The following is an 18120-nucleotide window of genomic DNA, read 5'->3' as shown; positions in this document are numbered from 1 at the left end:
AAAAATCATCTTAAATATTGTTACCTCTAGAACCTCTGGAACCATTGCTATTTCCAGATCGCTGAGTTCTGTTGTTGCTTTGAGTTGCTCTGCTGCTTCTTGCAGGGCTACTGCTTTTTCTCGCGCTGGGGGTTACAGTTCTTTGGCTACTTCTGTTAGTCGCAGGAGCAACAGTTCTTTGTGTTCTTGTTGCACTTGCTCTATTTGTATTAGGTGAGCTTGTGCGCGTGGCTCTTTGTGTTTGAGTGCGTTGTTGCGTAGCGGTCGCTGCTCTGTTTGTTCTATCACTGCTTCTGCTTACAGTAGAGCGATTTGTGCTAGTGTTTGCTCTTGATGTACTACTTCTGGTTACAGTTGCAGATCTTCTTGAAGCCGCTGCTGCATCTTGATTTACAGTTCTTTGAGCATTATTGCGCGTAGTTTCATATTGTCTTCTGCTTGTAGCACTATTAGGTTGTGACCTTGTAGTTCTAGCTGTAGTAGCAGCGTTTTCTCTTCTGCTTATACCACCCTCATTGTTATTTGAACGTGCCAACGTATTAGATTGTTGTCTGCGAGCGTTACTTCTCGCTGTATCATAATCACCTCGTCTTATATCGTTATGTGCTACTCTTCCGTCTGGTTTATTGAATTGACGATAAGCATTTGCATAACCATTTTTATAGCCTAATTGATAATGATTTCTATGATATACATAACTATATCTCACAGGTCTGTAAAATCTTCTGTATGGAGTTGTATATACAAGACATCTGTCAAAATATGGTCTGTAGAAATAATCGTGATAAGGTCTGTAGGTGTAATATCTGTTATAGGGATTTATATATCCTGAAACATGTGAAAAAATTCCGCCATTATAATAAATATTTAGTCCGCCCACGCTTACTATACGATTACTGTTATAGTTGATGTAAACATCTCCTGCTTGTATAATGCGCCCCCAGTTATCATAATAAATAGGCACATCTTCTATTTGAATAACAGCCCCATATTCATCATACTGCACATATGGGTCATAATCATAACCTGAGTTAAAACTAATATTTACGGGACCGGTATTTACATTTACGTTTACCCCGCTTACCACCTGAGGCAAAAGAAAATCAAATTCACCATCTGGATATACAGAAAACTCGATACCACGTTCTATAAAAATATATTTTGTACCGTCATAGCGGTAAGGTCTGTTTGTTAATCCATCCATTTCTGAAGCTTCCATGGGGGCTATGCCAGTAACTAAGGCAAGAAATAAGTAAATAAGATTTTTCATGATTTTGGATTTTAAATTTGTACTCATTTAGATTTTCTTGATGGGTACGTTATGTTTAAATCAATGAGTATGCCAAAGTAAAAAAAGCTTCCTTTTTCTGTATTAAGTATAGAACATCCAGCTGATAATTAATGATTTACTCGAGTGATTGTAACAAATCTTAAAAATCGGTGTCAAATAGGTAATTATCAATCATAATCAATCAAAAAATGGTATTACGAGAAGACAGATCTTTATTAGCAGTAGCTCATATAAGCCAGTTGCTCGATCTTATTACAGTTATAGGTGGCTTTATAGTTCCTCTTTTGCTGTGGTTAACACAAAGAGACAAGGTTTATGCAATGGACGTTCATGGCAAAGCGATTCTTAATTTTCAGCTAAGTATGTTTGTATACAGTATAATTTGTATACCGCTGATCTTACTTTTTGGTTTAGGAATAATAGGTTTTATCATAATAGGTATTGCAGCTGTAGTTTTTCCTGTGATAAATGCGATCAAAGCGTCTAATGGAGAAGAACCTCATTATCCTTTAAATATTAGATTTATAAAATAGAAAGGTTAGAATTTAGTTTATAATAAGAAACCCACGCTTTTGAGGCGTGGGTTTTTTCATTTATTAAGAAAAGTTTCTGTTAGCGATCGCTCACTGTAAAGTCAGGATAAGCACTCATACCATGCTCATGACCGTCAAGACCTTCTATCTCTTCTTTTTCGGTTACTCTAAGACCAATGGTTTTCTTAAGAATAAATAATATAATGAAAGAAGTAGCAGCAGACCATGCGCCTATTGCAACAACTCCGGTTGCCTGCACACCTAATTGTGCAAAACCACCACCGTTTATAAGTCCACCATCTATAGCAAATATCCCTACCAGTAATGTACCTAGAGCACCACATACACCATGTACAGATACAGCACCTACAGGATCATCTACTTTTAATTTTTTGTCTATAAATTCTATTGATAAAACTACAACAAGGCCACATATAGCACCAATGATTGCAGCAGAAGCAGGGCTTACAGCAGCACAACCGGCAGTAATACCAACTAATCCTGCAAGAGTACCATTAAGAGTCATAGAAAGATCTGGTTTACCATATCTTATCCATGTCGTAAACAAGGCAACTAATGCGCCTGCAGCAGCAGCAAGGTTAGTGGTAATAACGATCATGGCAACGTGATTAGCGCTATCTCCTGAGATGGCTAATTCTGAACCGGGGTTAAAACCAAACCATCCTAACCAAAGGATAAATACGCCTAATGCACCATACATCATATTGTGACCAGGAATCGCATTGGCTTTTCCGCCAGTGTATTTTCCTATACGAGGACCCACAAGAAAAGCGGCTACAAGACCAGCCCATCCACCTACAGAGTGAACAACTGTAGAGCCGGCAAAATCAATAAAGCCTAAAGAAGTTAACCAGCCATCACCCTGCCATACCCAGTGACCCGAGATAGGATAGATGAAAACCGTCATAAGTAATGAGAAAATAAGATATGTAGAGAACTTAGTTCTTTCAGCCACAGCACCAGAAACGATCGTAGCGGCTGTTGCACAGAAAACGGTTTGAAAGAATAAATTGTGCATATCTGTTGGGTCACTATAGAAAAGTGAAGGAGTACCTATAAAGCTGCCTATATCATCTCCGTACATTATAGTGTATCCTATAACCCAGAAACCTAATGAACCGATAACAAGGTCCATTATGTTTTTCATAATTATATTTATAGTGTTTTTCGATCTGGTAAATCCAGCTTCAACTAATGTAAATCCAGCTTGCATAAAGAATACAAAGATTCCCGCAATTAGTATCCACATTAAGTCTAATACAGCGTTTGTTTCCATATTAATTATTTGTAGTATTATTTTAATTAGTTAGTTTAGTTTTAGTTGATTGTTTCACCACCCTTCTTACCGGTGCGTATGCGATAGGCTTCTTTCACGTCTGAAACGAAAATTTTACCATCACCTACCTCGCCAGTACGCCCGGCTGTAAGAATAGCATCAATTGCAGCTTGTTCAAATTCGTCATTGACTACTATTGAAAGATATCTGCGTTGTATATCACTCGTGCTATAGGATACCCCACGATAAACGCTACCTATTTTCTCGTTTCCGAGACCGGTAACATCCCAATACGAAAAGAAGTTTATTCCCTTATCATGAAGAGCTTCTTTAACCGCATTAAATTTGGATTTCCTAATAATTGCTTCTACTTTTTTCATTTTATAATTGGATTATTAAGTTTTAGAATGAATAAACAGCTGCAAGGATAAATGATCCTAAAGAACCCTGAGGTTTGAAGTCGTTATCAAGAAATGCGTCTTCGCTTGCAGAATCTAAACGTAATTCTGGAATAAGTTTTAAATCACCCACAGTTACATTTCCAGAAAGTGTAAAGGCAAAAACATTTGCATCACCTTCCATATCATAAGCACCTATTGCGCCTGCACCACCGTTAAATTCGCTAAAATATTCTGGTCTCACGCCTAAAGCGAAAGTGTCGCTAAATGCAAGTTGAGCATAAAGAGCTACACCGTAGAAACCATAATCGTCGCTGTTATCATCTATGATACCAGTAGCTGAATAATATTCGCCAGAGGCTGTTGTGTTGTAAGTTGTGTTAAGACCCAGGTAAAACGTATCTGTAAGATCAAAACCTGCTGTAAGATCTACCTGAAAAGTACTTCCGCCAGAGTATGTATCTACACTGTCACCCATAGAATCAAGCTTACCATCCTGATCGCCATAGATGAAATTTAAATAAGCGCTACCCGCATCAACAGAATATCCTAACTGAGCACCTAAAGTGTATGTCCCAAACGGATTGTAATCTGTCCAGTCTGTTGGGTTCATAACAGCAAGCATCGCACTCCATGAATCGTCTAAAGCAAAATCAGCTTTTATACCAGTGTGTGAGAAAGGCCCATAAGAAAACATGTAAGAAGTAGAATAGTTGAAGTTGTCTACAGGTGAGATTACTTCGTAACCTAAAAACGTGTTCCAGTTACCAAAGGTAAGTGTTACTTTATCGCTAACATTCCAGTATACATAAAGTTGGTTTACAATGTTTGCGCTGCCTATAGAGTTAAAAACGGCATCATTACCACGAGGGCCAAAAACAAGATCTGCAACAGCTCCTACTTTTTCACCTTCATAATTTAAAACAACATTAGCCATACCTAAAGCAAAGCCAGGGTCATTTGCAAATGATGAGCCAGGTGCCGGAGCATAATATCCCTTATCTGAATAATCTCTGTTAAATGAATTAATATTTGCTCGATAATAGGCATCTACAGAACCCGAAATGCTAAAAGATTTTGCCGGCGTTTCCTCCTCCTGAGCAAATGAGAACAATGCGCTGAACATTGCCATTGTAAAAATGATTTTTTTCATGTCAATAATCGGTTAATTGGTGAATAGCTAATCTAAGATTTATTTCACCACCCCCTAAACAAAATGGGGGTATAAGCTATATTTTTATTATTTATTCATATAAACCCCCTAAAAATTTAAGGGTATCTATTCGAAATCGATATATAAATAGATTAATTGACAAATATGTTATAAAAAATGTCCTGTTTTAACTAAAAATTCTCTTAAAAAGGGGTAAAAACGTACCGAAAACGTCAAATATTAACTAGATGTTAAGAATAAGTAAAATTTAAAAAATCCCGAATACGGGCAAAAAGTCCCAAAAACCGATTGAAAAAATGCAACAACTTCTAAGTTCTATTGATTTATTTTTAGTGGAAGGTTTCTTTTTTGCTAAAAATGGAATAATGAAAATCATTTAACCTAAAATTATCCTTATATTATTTTATTGAATAGTTTTATGTTTCCATTAAATTAAAGTGGCCAAATTATGAAAGCGAAACAGGGGTTATATTCACCAGAGTTTGAACACGAAAATTGCGGGGCAGGATTCATTTGCAGCTTAAAGGGAAAGAAGTCAAATGACATCATTCACAAGGCTCTTGAGATTCTTGAAAAATTAGAACATCGCGGGGCAGTAAGTAGTGATGGTAAGACAGGTGATGGTGCGGGTATATTAATAGATATCCCTCATGAGTTTTTTGTAGCTCAATGTGAGTTTGATCTGCCTGAAGAAAGGCAGTACGCAATGGGGAATGTTTTTCTTCCCAAAAAGGAAAATCAGAGAGAATATTGTAAAGAAGTTTTTGAGAAGCAAATAGAAGCCCGCGGTCTTAAATTGATCGGGTGGAGAAAAGTGCCGGTAAATTCTAGTTTTCTGGGAGATATCGCAGCAGAGGTTGAACCACATATAGAACAAATCTTTATTGGTAAGCCCGATGCAGAAATGGATGAAAGGCAATTTCAGATAAAACTTTTTACTGCGCGCAAGGTAACAGAGCATATTGTTCTAGAAAGCAAACTTTCTGAAAGAACATATTTTTACCTGCCCAGTTTATCAACTAAAACTTTGATATTTAAAGGTATTTTAATGCCGGAAGATATTAAGCTGTATTATACAGATCTTCTTGATACGCGAGTAAAAACAAGACTTGCACTTGTGCATCAGCGCTTCTCAACAAATACCTTCCCAACCTGGGATCTTGCCCAGCCTTTTAGATATATGTGTCACAATGGTGAGATAAACACGTTGAGAGGTAATATATCCAGAATGAACAGTAGAGAAGAATTGCTGCAAAGCGATCTTTTTGAGGAAGATATGAAAGCTTTGTTCCCTATAATAATCAAGGGGAAATCAGATTCTGCATCTATGGATATGGTTGTAGAATTGTTACTGATGTCTGGCAGATCCCTGCCTGAAATTATGATGATGCTTGTTCCGGAAGCATGGGAAAAGCATAAGGATATGAGCGATGGTAAAAAGGCGTTCTATGAATTTAACAGCTGTATTATGGAGCCTTGGGATGGTCCTGCTTCTATACCTTTTACAGATGGAGATTATATAGGTGCGGTTTTAGACCGAAATGGATTGCGTCCCTCACGGTATTCAGTTACAAAAACGGGTAATGTTATCATGTCTTCAGAAACTGGTGTTCTTGATCTTGAGCCGGGAAATATTGCTTTCCACGGGAGATTAGAACCAGGAAAGATGTTTCTGGTAGATATGAACGAAGGCAGAATCATCAATGATGAAGAAATAAAAGAAAATATTGTATCTAAGAATCCATACGGTCAATGGCTTTCTGAAAAACGTGTGCATTTAAGAGATATACCTTATCGCGATGGCGATGTTGTTCACGACAGTACGCATATAGATTTACGTAAGAATGTCTTTGGTTATTCAAAAGAAGACGTAAATACGATCATTCTGCCTATGGCAGGTAAAGGAAAAGAGCCTTTGGGTTCTATGGGTACAGATACTCCGCTTGCTGTACTTTCTGAGCGTCCTCAGCTGCTTTACAATTACTTTAAGCAGTTATTTGCACAGGTTACAAATCCACCGTTAGATGGCATCCGTGAGGAGCTTATAACAGATCTTAGTTTGACACTTGGTGCAGATACAAACTTAATGAAGATCACTCCAGATTATTGTAGAAAGATCCGCATTCAGAATCCGGTGATTTCTAAAGAAGATCTTGATAAAATAAAGAATTTTGACAATATAGATTTCAAAGTGACCAGCATACCTATTCTGTATGAGGCAAAACGTGGCTTAAACGGGATGGAGCAGGCTCTAGATAAAATGTTGAGATTAGCTTCAGAAGCTATAGATAAAGGCACAAAAATTCTAATTCTTTCAGACAGAGGAGTAGATGAGAAATTTGCGCCAATCCCTGCTTTGCTTGCTTGTTCATATTTAAACAGCGGTTTGTTTAAACTTGGCAAACGTTCTAAGATGAGTTTTATCATAGAATCTGCAGAACCTCGTGAAGTGCATCATTTTGCGCTGCTTTTTGGTTATGGTGCAAGTGCCATTAATCCATATATGGTTAACGAGATCATTCGTGAAGAAATAGAAGAAGGTAATCTTCCTAATATTTCATTTACAGAAGCTATTGAGAATTATAACAAAGCTGTGGGTAAAGGAGTGGTCAAGGTCATGAATAAGATAGGTATCTCGACCTTAAATTCATACCGCGGTTCTAACCTGTTTGAAGCTTTAGGTCTTAATTCTAAACTTATTAATAAGTACTTCCCCAATACACCTAGTCGTATAGAGGGAATTGGCTTGTATGAGCTAGAGCAGGAAGTAGCAAAGCGACATTACCGTACGTTTAAAAGTCAGGATATTTCCGGAAATCTTGAAATGGAAATTGGTGGTGAATATCGCTGGAGACGTAATGGAGAAAAACATATGTTTAATCCGCTTACGATCGCAAAACTTCAGGAAGCTGTTAGGCAGAATAATCCTAAAACGTATAAAGAATATGCAGACCTTGTTAATGAGCAGTCGCGTCAACTAATGACGATACGAGGTCTGTTTGAGTTTTCAAATTATGATCCTATCCCTATTGATGAAGTAGAGCCATGGACAGAGATTGTAAAAAGATTTAAAACAGGAGCAATGTCTTATGGCTCTATAAGTAAAGAAGCCCATGAGAATCTTGCAGTTGCTATGAACCGTATAGGCGGTAAAAGCAATAGTGGTGAAGGAGGAGAAGATGCAGAACGTTTCTATAAAAGTGCAAATGGTGACTGGCGTAATAGTGCTATAAAGCAGGTGGCTTCAGGTAGATTTGGTGTTACCAGTAATTACCTCACCAGTGCTGCAGAAATACAGATCAAGATGGCACAGGGTGCAAAACCCGGTGAGGGAGGCCAGTTACCTGGTGAAAAGGTCAATAAATTCATTGCAAAAACCAGAAATAGTACTCCGTATGTAGGTCTTATTTCGCCACCACCACATCACGATATTTATTCTATAGAAGATCTTGCACAGCTAATTTATGATCTTAAATCTGCTAACCGTTCTGCACGAATTAATGTGAAACTGGTTTCAGAAGTTGGAGTTGGGACAGTTGCTGCTGGGGTTGCTAAAGCGAAAGCAGATGTTGTTCTTATATCAGGTTACGATGGTGGTACAGGTGCATCGCCATTAACATCATTGCGCCACGCGGGATTACCCTGGGAACTTGGTATCGCTGAAGCTCAGCAGACTTTAGTTTTAAATAACCTGCGCAGCAGAATAAGGCTGGAGTGCGATGGTCAACTTAAAACTGGTCGGGATGTAGCTGTGGCTTGTCTTTTAGGGGCAGAAGAATTTGGTTTCGCAACTGCACCTCTTGTTGCTTCAGGTTGTATCATGATGCGTGTATGTCATTTAAATACATGCCCAGTAGGTATAGCCACTCAGAATCCGGAGTTAAGAAAGAAATTTAAAGGTCAACCGGAGCACGTTGTTAACTTCATGTATTTCATCGCAGAAGAATTGCGTGAGATAATGGCAAAACTTGGTTTTAGAACTATTGATGAAATGGTAGGTCAGGTACACAAACTTGATCGCAATAAAGCTATAGAGCATTTTAAAGCAGCAGGTGTAGATCTGTCACCTATTTTACACAAAATAGAAGCACCAGAAGGCGTGAGTGTTTATAATAACGAGGTGCAACAACACGAACTTGAAAAGTCGATAGATTTTGAAATTATCGAGCGAGCACATACTGCTTTGTTCCGTAAAGAAAAAACAGTTCTTGATCTTAATATTCACAATACAGATAGAGCTGTAGGAGCGATATTAAGTAATGAGATTAGTAAGATTTATGGGGAGCAGGGTTTACCTGATAGTACGCTAAAGGTAAACTTTAAAGGTTCTGCAGGTCAAAGCTTTGGTGCCTTTGCAACGAAAGGTCTTACACTTAAAATTGATGGTAACGCAAATGATTATGTGGGTAAAGGTCTTTCCGGAGCCAGACTAATTATAAAAATACCAGAAGAGTCAACATTCAACGCAGAAGAGAATATTATAATAGGTAATGTAGCATTATATGGCGCCACTACAGGGGAGGCTTATTTTAATGGTGTTGCCGGTGAGCGTTTCTGTGTGAGAAATAGCGGTGCTAAAGCTGTTGTAGAAGGTATTGGTGATCACGGCTGTGAGTACATGACTGGCGGTGTTGCTGTTATTCTGGGTAAAACCGGAAGAAACTTTGGCGCAGGTATGAGTGGCGGTATTGCTTATGTTTATGATGAGCACGATCAATTCATTAAGAAATGTAATGGCGAAGCCTTAAATCTTGATCCTGTAATTGAAGAAGCAGATAAGAATGAGTTACATGAATTAATCACTAACCATTACAATTATACACAAAGCCGATTGGCGCAAAAAATGCTGGAAGACTGGGATTCTTATTTACCTAAATTCATCAAGGTATTACCTGAAGAATACAGACTGGCATTGATACGATTAGAAGAAGAAGAGAAATTAACTGATTTAACTGAGTAAGATATATTTATGGGAAAGACAACGGGATTTTTAGAATATGAAAGAAAAACCGAACCATACAAACCAGTTGAGGAACGTATAAAAAAATACGAGGAATTTACCATTCCCCTTGAAGAAACAGAAATTAAGAAGCAAGGTGCTCGCTGTATGGATTGCGGGATTCCATTTTGCCATAGCGGTTGCCCTTTGGGTAATTTAATACCAGACTTTAATGATGCCGTTTATAAAGGCAAATGGGAAGAAGCATCGCGCATTTTGCATGGCACAAATAACTTTCCTGAGTTTACCGGGAGATTATGTCCTGCACCTTGTGAAGAAGCTTGTGTTCTAGGTATCAATGAAGACCCTGTTACCATTGAAAATATTGAAAAGAATATTGGAGAACAGGCCTTCAAAAATGGCTGGATAAAGGCAGAACCGCCGTTGCATCGCACTAATAAGAAAGTTGCAGTGATAGGTTCAGGACCCTCAGGTCTTGCTGCCGCACAGCAGCTTAATAGGGCTGGTCATACAGTGACGGTTTATGAGCGTGATGAAAAAGTAGGCGGATTATTGCGATACGGAATTCCTGATTTTAAGATGGAAAAACGAGTTATTGATCGCAGATTAGCAGTTCTTGAAGAAGAAGGTATCAAATTTGTTGTGAATGCTCATGTAGGTAAGGATATACCCGCAGCTGATTTGAAAGCTGAAAATGATGCTGTAATTCTTTGTGGAGGCGCAACCGTAAGACGTAATCTTCCTATTAAGGGAGCTGAGCTGAAGGGTATTCATCAGGCAATGGACTTTCTTCCTCAAAATAACCGTCGTGTAGATGGTTTACAATACAAAGGAGAAGATATTCTGGCGACTGGTAAAAAAGTTATTGTGATAGGTGGGGGAGACACAGGAAGTGATTGTATAGGTACTTCTATACGTCACGGTGCAGAATCTGTTGTGAACTTTGAGATCTTAAGTAAAGGCGGTCCTAATCGCCCAGAAAATCAGCCATGGCCTTATTGGCCTATGCGTTTAAGAACAAGTAGTTCTCATAAAGAAGGAGCAGAGCGCCATTTTAGTATTTCAACTAAAGAATTTTTAGGTGATGCAGAAGGTAATCTTACCGGTTTAGTTACTGTCGAGGTAGAGTGGACGCATAAACCAGGTGAGAGACCTAATTTATCTGAAGTACCAGGAACTGAAAAAACATGGGAGTGTGATATGGTTCTGTTAGCGCTTGGTTTTACAGGTAGCGAGCCCACTATTGTAGAGCAATTAGGTCTGGAAATGGATAATCGCACAAACGTAAAAGGTTCTGCGAGCAATTATATGACTAATGTGCCTGGTGTGTTTGTGGCTGGCGATATGCGTCGCGGTCAATCACTTATTGTATGGGCAATATCAGAAGGACGTCAGGCGGCACACTATATAGACTCATACTTGATGGGAAGTTCTAATCTGCCACTTAAGGGAGATGGGGATTTACCAAGGGTTTAAAATATTGCTGGTTAAAGTTACACGAGACAATAATTAGCAAGCTTGGTTAAACGAAAAAACCCAACTTTAAGTTGGGTTTTTTAATAAATAAAAGAATATACTGTTCTAATTATTCAACATTACAGGCATTACAAGCATTGTAACTTGTTCACCTTCATCAAGACCATCTGTAGGCGTTAAAATACCTGCACGATTAGGTAAAGACATTTCAAGCGAAACATCATTTGCATTTAAGTTGTTAAGCATCTCTATTAAAAAACGAGAGTTAAAACCTATTTGCATATCATCACCTTGATAATCACAAGTCAAACGCTCTTCGGCCTTGTTGCTATAATCAATATCTTCAGCAGAGATATTCAATTCTGCTCCGGCGATTTTTAAACGTATTTGATGCGTGGTTTTATTTGAGAAAATAGAAACACGACGCACAGAATTCAAAAATTGATTTCTGTCTATAATAAGTTTGTTAGGATTCTCTTTTGGTATAACAGCTTCGTAATTCGGATATTTACCATCGATTAATCGGCAAAGAAGCTCAACGTTTTCAAAAGCAAACTTGGCATTAGATTCGTTGTACTCAACTAAAATTTCACTGTCGCTGGTTGCTAAAATACTCTTTAAAAGATTTAAAGGTTTTTTAGGCATGATGAACTCAGCGGTTTGTGAAGCGGTAACATCTTCACGCGTATATTTTACAAGTTTATGAGCATCTGTAGCCACAAATGTTAAACCGTCTGAAGCAAACTGAAAGAAAACGCCGCTCATTACTGGTCTTAAATCGTCATTACCTGTCGCAAAAATGGTATTGCTTATTGCTGTTGCAAGAACATCAGAAGGTATAGTAACAGCACTGGGATCATCTAACTCAACAGCTTTAGGAAACTCTTCACCAGAAGCGTATGCAAGCGCGTATTTACCATGGTTAGAGCTAATTTCTATCGTGTTGTTGTCTTCTGCAACAAAAGTTAATGGCTGCTCAGGAAATGTCTTTAACGTGTCAAGCAACAATTTTGCAGGCACTGCTATGCTACCAGAATCTTGAGATTCTACTTCAAGAGTTGAGATCATCGTGGTCTCAAGATCTGAAGCGGAAACCTTTAGCGAGTTGCCATCCAGTTCAAATAAAAAGTTGTCTAAAATGGGAAGTGTGTTGCTATTGTTAATAACACCACCTAACACTTGCAATTGCTTTAACAGGTAGGAACTCGATACAATAAACTTCATAAGAATTCACTATTTAAACGTTTTCGCGGAAGCAAAAACTATAGTATTGGATTTTTTGTTGATTTTCTAAAATTTCAACTGCTTCTAGCAGTCCTACAAATATATCGTAATAGGGCTTTTTGCCGAAACAAACTTATTAACATAAATTAGGCATACCTGCGTCGCCTTAGATAATAGAAAATCGCACCAAACAGGGCTAAAATCGCTAAAGGAAGCCCTAACATCAAGGCTTGCCATGTACTGCGTTCTTCCGTGGTTTTTTGAGAGTCTAAAGCAGGTAGGGCGATATCTTTACTGCGTATGTTAATAAGACCGCTGTCATCAAGCAGATAATTGACGGTGTTGAGCAAAAATTCCTTATTTCCGTATTGCTTAAACGTGTATTTGTCAAAACCCAGTTCAAGAGGTCTGCCTTGTTTATCAAGTTCATTTTTTATAAGATCACCATCTGCAATTACAACCATTTTTGTGGGTTCGGCTGCGCTTTCGCGAAAGCTATAATTGTCAGTTTTAAATGGTATTATTCTGTTTGTAAAAGCCGATTGAAAACTGCCTTCTAGCAAAACTGCCAGATTTTGAGAGCCTGCCGTATAATCTTCAGGTTTTGGTTCAAGATTTACCTGATCTAAGGAGATAGGAAGAGGAACACCGTTGATCTTTGAAAGTTCAGAGCTTTGTAAAAGCACCGTTTTTTTAATCCCATTACCCAATGTGTCGATCTGGTTTGCATATTCAAATCGTACGGGATTATCAATATTAGAATTTATAGGGTGATTCTCTTTACTCGTCACCAGCGGATAATAAAACCAGGGAAGTTGTGAGTACTGCGAGTTGCTGCCGGCGCCAGAAGCGAGTACAATGGGAGCAGTGTACAAATCTTCTAAAAGCACAGGATTTATGCGCACCCCGTATTTAAAGAACATATCATTAAGATTAAGATCTCTGGGTACAGCGACAGCGGTGCCATTATTGCTGTAGAGGCTGTCAGTTTCCATCGCGACCATATCCAGCAACCACAAACTTTTACCCCCACTTATTGTAAATTGATCGAGCGCATATTTCTCTGCATCTGTAAACGGTTTTACAGGTTTAGCTACTACTACAAGATCAAAATTCTGCAGGGCTTCTATTGTTTGTTCTGGTTTTTGTGCAATAGAATCTAAAGGGAAAGGAGCAATGAAGTAACTTTCTCTTAAGGTACTAAAGAAGTCTGCTATATATCTATCTGGCAGTTCATCATTGCCTTTTAATACTGCTATACGTTTGCTTTTAGGATTTAATAATTTGTATAATGCATCAGAAAAAGCATATTCCAGATTTTGGGTAGAACGGCTAATTAGTTCGTCAGGACTGGCGCCTAGTGCTTTTTTTAGAAGAGGTACTTTAACTGTTTTGCCTTGTGAAGAGATCAAAGCCCAGGGGAAAACAAATTGCTGACTAACCTTTCCGTTATTTCTTACCTGTACTTGCTCAGGCCGCATGCCACGCTGATTAAAATCCTGAGCGACTGCTTCAACAGATTTTTCTTCTGGCACCGGGTTTACAAAGGCAAATTTAATATTGGGATTAATAGCTACATATTCTTCAAGTAGCTGGCGTGTTTCTCCTTGTAGTTTTCTAAAATCAGCAGGAATATCACCAGCCAGAAAAACGTCAATAATCACCGATTTTTGAGCGCTGGAGACGATTTTTTCTGAAGTTTCAGAAAGCGTGTAGCGACTATCCTGAGTAAGATCGAGTCTTAAATTAAAAAGTCCGCTAACGTAATTCACCACAAACAGCAGTATGATAACTACAATTACGTTTCTTATGATATTTGGTTTTTTCAATATGGGGTTATTCATCTTTTTACTTTCAATCTTAAGTGGGTGAGATAAAGAAAGAAAATGCTAATGCTAGCGAAATAAACCAGATCTCTTGTGTCTAAAACACCTCTGCTAATGCTATCAAAATGCTGTTTTAGACTTAAAGTTGTAAATACAGAATTTCCCGTTTCGCCTAAAATATTAAGATCAGCCAAAGCTTTAAAGCCAAAATAAAACACAAAGCTTATAAAAATGGCGGTAATAAAAGCGACAATTTGATTTTCTGATAAGGAAGAGGCAAAAACACCTATCGCTGTATAAGCCGCTGCCAGAAATAATAAACCAAGATATGAGCCGGTTATAACTCCGCCATCAAAATTACCTACAGGGTAGGCGAGTTGTGAGATGCCATAGACATAGACCAGAGTAGGTATTAAAGCCAGAACTATGAGGATAAAAGCTCCAGAGAATTTCCCGGTTATAATTCCAGTTATAGAAATAGGTTTAGTAAGTAAAAGTTCTAAAGTTCCCAATCTTATCTCGTCGCTAAAACTGCGCATAGTAATGGAGGGGATAAGAAAAAGGAAAATCCACGGGACGAGTTGAAAGAAGGGTGTAAGATCTGCGTAGCCGTAATCGAGGATATTATAATTCTCTGGAAAAACCCACAAAAACAGGCCGGAAATCGCCAAAAAAAGGCCAATTACCAGGTAACCAATCGCAGAAGCAAAAAATGAATATATTTCTTTTTTAATGAGTGCCAGCACCTGATAAAGTTATGATAATAATTTGCTTTGTTGAACGCTCCAGGCTTCGGGTTTATTGCTAAAGAGCACTTTGGTTCTCGCCCAGGTTTCTTTAAAAAAGCTGCTGCTTCTGTATTTCTCTAATGCTGCGGTATTGTCCCAATGGCTATAGGTAAAGAAGCGATTTTCTGTGACAATATCCTGATATAATTCTACACTTTGGCAGCCTTCAAAGTTGATTATTTTATTTCGCACAGCAGAAAAAAGAGCCTGAAAATCTTCAATATGTTCTTTTTCAAATTCCATTTTTACGATCCGTACGAGCATTTTTTATAGGTTTTTACCAGATTTTTTACAGGTTATTTATTCAAAATTAATCGTTATTGTGTCTCTATAGTCGAGCCCAAAAAGTGTCGCGGCGCTACCATGCGTACTGGGATTGCTTTTATAGATAGCAAGTTCTATATATCCTGAGGAGTTAAAAACAGCGAGTTTTTTACCGTCTTCTTCTCTTTTGCTTTTTTCTATATTAAAATTGATAGAATCACTATAGCGATTATATATTTTAGTAAAGCTTGCGGTACGCGCGGTGATCTTAAAATCACGCCCTTTGCCTACGTCTTCAAAAAGTTTTTTAGTGATGTTTGTAACGACATTTCCATAGTTGTCTACGTAGATCACATTGCCTATAATTTGCTTTTGATCGTTGTTGACAACGGGCATGATACCAGTAATGTCGCGTATTTCTTTTATGGGTTTGCCTATAACGCCCAGCGTTCCGCCTCGAGCGATATGAGAGGCAACCTGTACAAAAACATCAAGTACAGTGAAGTTGGTCGTAACACGGTTATGAATATTGATCTCTACCATTTCTTCTGGCAAGATGGTACGGGTGATCAATGAGACAATACCGTTGTTTGCGCATATAAAATAATGACTGTCAAGTTTTACGGCGATATGTTGATTTTCGGGATTTTGTTCAGAATCAATGCCTATTATGTGAATGGTCCCGTCAGGGAAATTCTTGTATGCATTTTGAATTATGTAAGCTGCCTCAATTATGTGAAAAGGAGACACGCTGTGAGAGATATCAACAATTCGCACATTATCCAGTTCACTATAGATAGCCCCTTTAACCGCGCCTGCAAAGTGATCTTTCAGTCCAAAATCAGTGGTTAAAGTTATAATGGGCATATGGGTTTTTGTTGATATTTTTAAAGGGGTTAGTAGTTAATTTTGTCTACATTTGTTAGGCACAAAACTAAAGATAATTAACTAGTTTCCTTATAAAATCTTCCTGCTTTTGAACGAACTTATTCTCGAACTTTCAGAAATTACTCCAAGGGAATTCTTTGGACAACGCAATGTAAATATTGAACTTTTAAAGAAGTATTTTCCAAAACTCAAGATCGTTGCACGTGGTAATAGTATTAAAGCCTACGGCGATGAAGATCTGCTAGAGGAATTTGATAAACGGCTTACGATGCTGCTTGATCATTTTGCAAAATACAATAAGCTGGACGAGAATGTGATAGAGCGCATACTTACAAGTGAAAGTAGAAAAGATTATGAGACTTCACCAGAAAGCGGTGAAGTTCTTGTACACGGTGTGAGCGGTAAGCTTATAAAAGCACAAACTGCAAACCAACGTAAATTGGTAGATCTCGCTCGCAAGAATGATATGGTTTTTGCCATAGGACCTGCGGGAACCGGTAAAACCTATACAGGAGTTGCTCTTGCAGTAAAAGCTTTAAAAGAAAAAGAGGTAAAGCGCATCATACTCACAAGACCTGCTGTAGAAGCTGGTGAGAATCTTGGTTTTTTACCGGGAGACTTAAAAGAGAAGCTAGATCCTTACATGCAACCGCTTTATGACGCTCTGCGAGATATGATTCCTCATGAAAAGCTGGAGAGTTTTATAGAAAAAGGTGTTATACAAATCGCACCAATGGCTTTTATGCGTGGTCGTACTCTTGATAATGCCTTTGTAATTCTTGATGAGGCACAAAATACCACACACGCCCAGATGAAGATGTTCTTAACCAGAATGGGCCGCAATGCTAAATTTTTAATCACAGGTGATCCCGGGCAGATAGATTTACCACGTCGCATAATAAGCGGTTTAAAAGAAGTGCTTTTGATATTGAAAGACGTTAAAGGTGTAGGTATGGTCTATCTTGATGATAAAGATGTTATTCGTCACCCGCTGGTAAAAGAAGTTATTGCTGCTTATAAGGATATTGAAAACCGAAATTAAGATTCATGAATACGATTACAGATACCAATTATAATTTTCCTGGTCAACAGGATATTTATAAAGGGAAAGTACGCGAAGTATATAGCCTTGAAAATGACGTTTTGGTTATGATTGCGACAGATAGATTAAGTGCTTTTGATGTGGTGATGCCAAAGGGAATACCTTTTAAAGGCCAAATTTTAAATCAGATCGCGACTAAAATGATGCGGGATACAGAAGATCTTGTTCCTAACTGGTTGCTGGCTACTCCAGATCCTAATGTTGCTGTGGGTGTAAAATGTGAGCCCTTTAAAGTAGAAATGGTAATACGCGGCTATATGTCTGGTCATGCGGCACGTGAATATAAAGCCGGTAAAAGAGAACTTTGCGGTGTTGGAATGCCAGAAGGGATGAAGGAGAATGATAAATTCCCGGAACCTATAATCACACCCGCTACTAAAGCAGAAATGGGTGATCACGATGAAGATATTTCGCGCGAAGCGATTATAGAAAGAGGCATCGTTTCTGAAGAAGATTACACCATTCTCGAAGATTATACCCGCAAATTATTCGCCCGTGGGAGCGAAATATCGGCAAAAAGAGGGCTAATTTTGGTAGATACCAAATATGAGTTTGGTAAAACCAAAGAAGGCAAAATTGTGCTGATTGATGAAATTCATACTCCAGATTCTTCTCGGTATTTTTATAAAGAAGGTTATCAGGAACGTCAGGATAGAGGAGAGGCACAAAAGCAACTTTCTAAAGAGTTTGTAAGGCAGTGGCTTATCGCCGAAGGTTTTCAGGGTAAGGAAGGTCAAAAAGTGCCTGAAATGACAGATGACTATATACAAACAGTTTCAGATCGCTATATAGAACTCTACGAGAATATAACGGGAGAAACTTTTGTAAAAGCAGATGTTGACAATATTGAAAAACGAATAGAGCAGAATGTTTTAGCATATCTCGCTCAATAATATTTA

The 18120-nt window shown here is 38.2% G+C and carries 14 protein-coding genes; 5 read left to right on the top strand and 9 right to left on the bottom strand.

Features of this window, described 5'->3' with window-relative positions; all coding sequences use genetic code 11:
• Positions 1-10 precede the first annotated feature (10 nt).
• Entirely contained in the window at positions 11-1270 is a 1260-nt protein-coding gene (locus ACH3PA_RS18200) for a hypothetical protein (RefSeq protein WP_416442679.1), read from the bottom strand.
• Positions 1271-1479: 209 nt separating this feature from the next.
• On the opposite strand from ACH3PA_RS18200, the gene ACH3PA_RS18195 reads away from it, so the two are divergent.
• Complete coding sequence (locus ACH3PA_RS18195; protein WP_416442677.1) at positions 1480-1824, top strand: DUF4870 domain-containing protein; 345 nt, start codon at positions 1480-1482, stop codon at positions 1822-1824.
• A gap of 79 nt (positions 1825-1903) precedes the next feature.
• On the opposite strand, the gene ACH3PA_RS18190 is transcribed toward ACH3PA_RS18195, so the two are convergent.
• The 3 genes from ACH3PA_RS18190 to ACH3PA_RS18180 are packed head-to-tail and all read right to left on the bottom strand — an operon-like array spanning position 1904 to position 4672.
• Positions 1904-3121, bottom strand: coding sequence for an ammonium transporter (locus ACH3PA_RS18190; protein ID WP_416442675.1), 1218 nt, complete (start codon positions 3119-3121; stop codon positions 1904-1906).
• Positions 3122-3162: 41 nt separating this feature from the next.
• Positions 3163-3501, bottom strand: coding sequence for a P-II family nitrogen regulator (locus ACH3PA_RS18185; protein ID WP_416442673.1), 339 nt, complete (start codon positions 3499-3501; stop codon positions 3163-3165).
• A gap of 22 nt (positions 3502-3523) precedes the next feature.
• Positions 3524-4672 (bottom strand): porin, encoded by a 1149-nt coding sequence (locus ACH3PA_RS18180; protein WP_416442671.1) that lies wholly within the window; start codon positions 4670-4672, stop codon positions 3524-3526.
• Between the two features lie 469 nt (positions 4673-5141).
• Between ACH3PA_RS18180 and gltB the strand changes: the two genes are divergently transcribed.
• Positions 5142-9653, top strand: a complete 4512-nt coding sequence (gene gltB / locus ACH3PA_RS18175; protein WP_416442669.1) for a glutamate synthase large subunit — start codon at positions 5142-5144, stop codon at positions 9651-9653.
• Positions 9654-9662: 9 nt separating this feature from the next.
• Positions 9663-11129, top strand: coding sequence for a glutamate synthase subunit beta (locus ACH3PA_RS18170; protein ID WP_416442667.1), 1467 nt, complete (start codon positions 9663-9665; stop codon positions 11127-11129).
• Positions 11130-11234: 105 nt separating this feature from the next.
• Here the strand turns inward: ACH3PA_RS18170 and dnaN are convergent, their stop codons facing one another.
• From dnaN to ACH3PA_RS18145, 5 genes are all read right to left on the bottom strand, one after another.
• Positions 11235-12353 carry a DNA polymerase III subunit beta gene (gene dnaN / locus ACH3PA_RS18165; RefSeq protein WP_416448322.1) on the bottom strand — a complete coding sequence of 373 codons (1119 nt, stop codon included), beginning with the start codon at positions 12351-12353 and terminating at the stop codon, positions 11235-11237.
• Between the two features lie 146 nt (positions 12354-12499).
• Positions 12500-14197 carry a gliding motility-associated ABC transporter substrate-binding protein GldG gene (gene gldG, locus ACH3PA_RS18160; RefSeq protein WP_416448321.1) on the bottom strand — a complete coding sequence of 566 codons (1698 nt, stop codon included), beginning with the start codon at positions 14195-14197 and terminating at the stop codon, positions 12500-12502.
• Positions 14194-14925, bottom strand: coding sequence for a gliding motility-associated ABC transporter permease subunit GldF (gene gldF, locus ACH3PA_RS18155; protein ID WP_416448320.1), 732 nt, complete (start codon positions 14923-14925; stop codon positions 14194-14196). Before gldF ends, gldG begins: the two co-directional genes overlap by 4 nt.
• 9 nt (positions 14926-14934) lie before the next feature.
• The gene (locus tag ACH3PA_RS18150; RefSeq protein WP_416448319.1) at positions 14935-15231 is read right to left on the bottom strand and encodes a putative quinol monooxygenase; all 297 of its coding nucleotides are present in this window, start codon (positions 15229-15231) and stop codon (positions 14935-14937) included.
• Positions 15232-15267: 36 nt separating this feature from the next.
• Positions 15268-16098 (bottom strand): SAM hydrolase/SAM-dependent halogenase family protein, encoded by an 831-nt coding sequence (locus ACH3PA_RS18145; RefSeq protein WP_416448318.1) that lies wholly within the window; start codon positions 16096-16098, stop codon positions 15268-15270.
• A 109-nt stretch (positions 16099-16207) separates the two neighbouring features.
• Between ACH3PA_RS18145 and ACH3PA_RS18140 the strand changes: the two genes are divergently transcribed.
• Together ACH3PA_RS18140 and ACH3PA_RS18135 are read left to right on the top strand one after the other, a co-directional pair.
• Positions 16208-17161 carry a PhoH family protein gene (locus ACH3PA_RS18140; RefSeq protein ID WP_416442655.1) on the top strand — a complete coding sequence of 318 codons (954 nt, stop codon included), beginning with the start codon at positions 16208-16210 and terminating at the stop codon, positions 17159-17161.
• A gap of 5 nt (positions 17162-17166) precedes the next feature.
• Positions 17167-18114: a phosphoribosylaminoimidazolesuccinocarboxamide synthase gene (locus ACH3PA_RS18135; RefSeq protein ID WP_416448317.1), complete on the top strand. Its 948-nt coding sequence runs from the start codon at positions 17167-17169 to the stop codon at positions 18112-18114.
• The last annotated feature ends 6 nt before the right edge of the window (positions 18115-18120 follow it).

Origin of the sequence: Leeuwenhoekiella sp. A2 (assembly GCF_047946655.1) — a bacterium.
In the GTDB taxonomy this organism is placed as follows: Bacteria; Bacteroidota; Bacteroidia; order Flavobacteriales; family Flavobacteriaceae; genus Leeuwenhoekiella.
The sequence above is the reverse complement of the archived record's forward strand: the minus strand, read 5'-3'. Positions and strand labels throughout refer to the sequence as shown.

What these genes read in the sequence shown, in the direction of transcription:
- ACH3PA_RS18200 (WP_416442679.1), bottom strand. Translation starts at nt 1,270, where the DNA reads ATGAAAAATCTTATTTACTTATTTCTTGCCTTAGTTACTGGCATAGCC.
- ACH3PA_RS18185 (WP_416442673.1), bottom strand. Translation starts at nt 3,501, where the DNA reads ATGAAAAAAGTAGAAGCAATTATTAGGAAATCCAAATTTAATGCGGTT.
- ACH3PA_RS18135 (WP_416448317.1), top strand. Translation starts at nt 17,167, where the DNA reads ATGAATACGATTACAGATACCAATTATAATTTTCCTGGTCAACAGGAT.
- ACH3PA_RS18180 (WP_416442671.1), bottom strand. Translation starts at nt 4,672, where the DNA reads ATGAAAAAAATCATTTTTACAATGGCAATGTTCAGCGCATTGTTCTCA.
- dnaN (WP_416448322.1), bottom strand. Translation starts at nt 12,353, where the DNA reads ATGAAGTTTATTGTATCGAGTTCCTACCTGTTAAAGCAATTGCAAGTG.
- ACH3PA_RS18195 (WP_416442677.1), top strand. Translation starts at nt 1,480, where the DNA reads ATGGTATTACGAGAAGACAGATCTTTATTAGCAGTAGCTCATATAAGC.
- ACH3PA_RS18150 (WP_416448319.1), bottom strand. Translation starts at nt 15,231, where the DNA reads ATGCTCGTACGGATCGTAAAAATGGAATTTGAAAAAGAACATATTGAA.
- ACH3PA_RS18145 (WP_416448318.1), bottom strand. Translation starts at nt 16,098, where the DNA reads ATGCCCATTATAACTTTAACCACTGATTTTGGACTGAAAGATCACTTT.
- gldG (WP_416448321.1), bottom strand. Translation starts at nt 14,197, where the DNA reads ATGAATAACCCCATATTGAAAAAACCAAATATCATAAGAAACGTAATT.
- gltB (WP_416442669.1), top strand. Translation starts at nt 5,142, where the DNA reads ATGAAAGCGAAACAGGGGTTATATTCACCAGAGTTTGAACACGAAAAT.
- ACH3PA_RS18170 (WP_416442667.1), top strand. Translation starts at nt 9,663, where the DNA reads ATGGGAAAGACAACGGGATTTTTAGAATATGAAAGAAAAACCGAACCA.
- ACH3PA_RS18190 (WP_416442675.1), bottom strand. Translation starts at nt 3,121, where the DNA reads ATGGAAACAAACGCTGTATTAGACTTAATGTGGATACTAATTGCGGGA.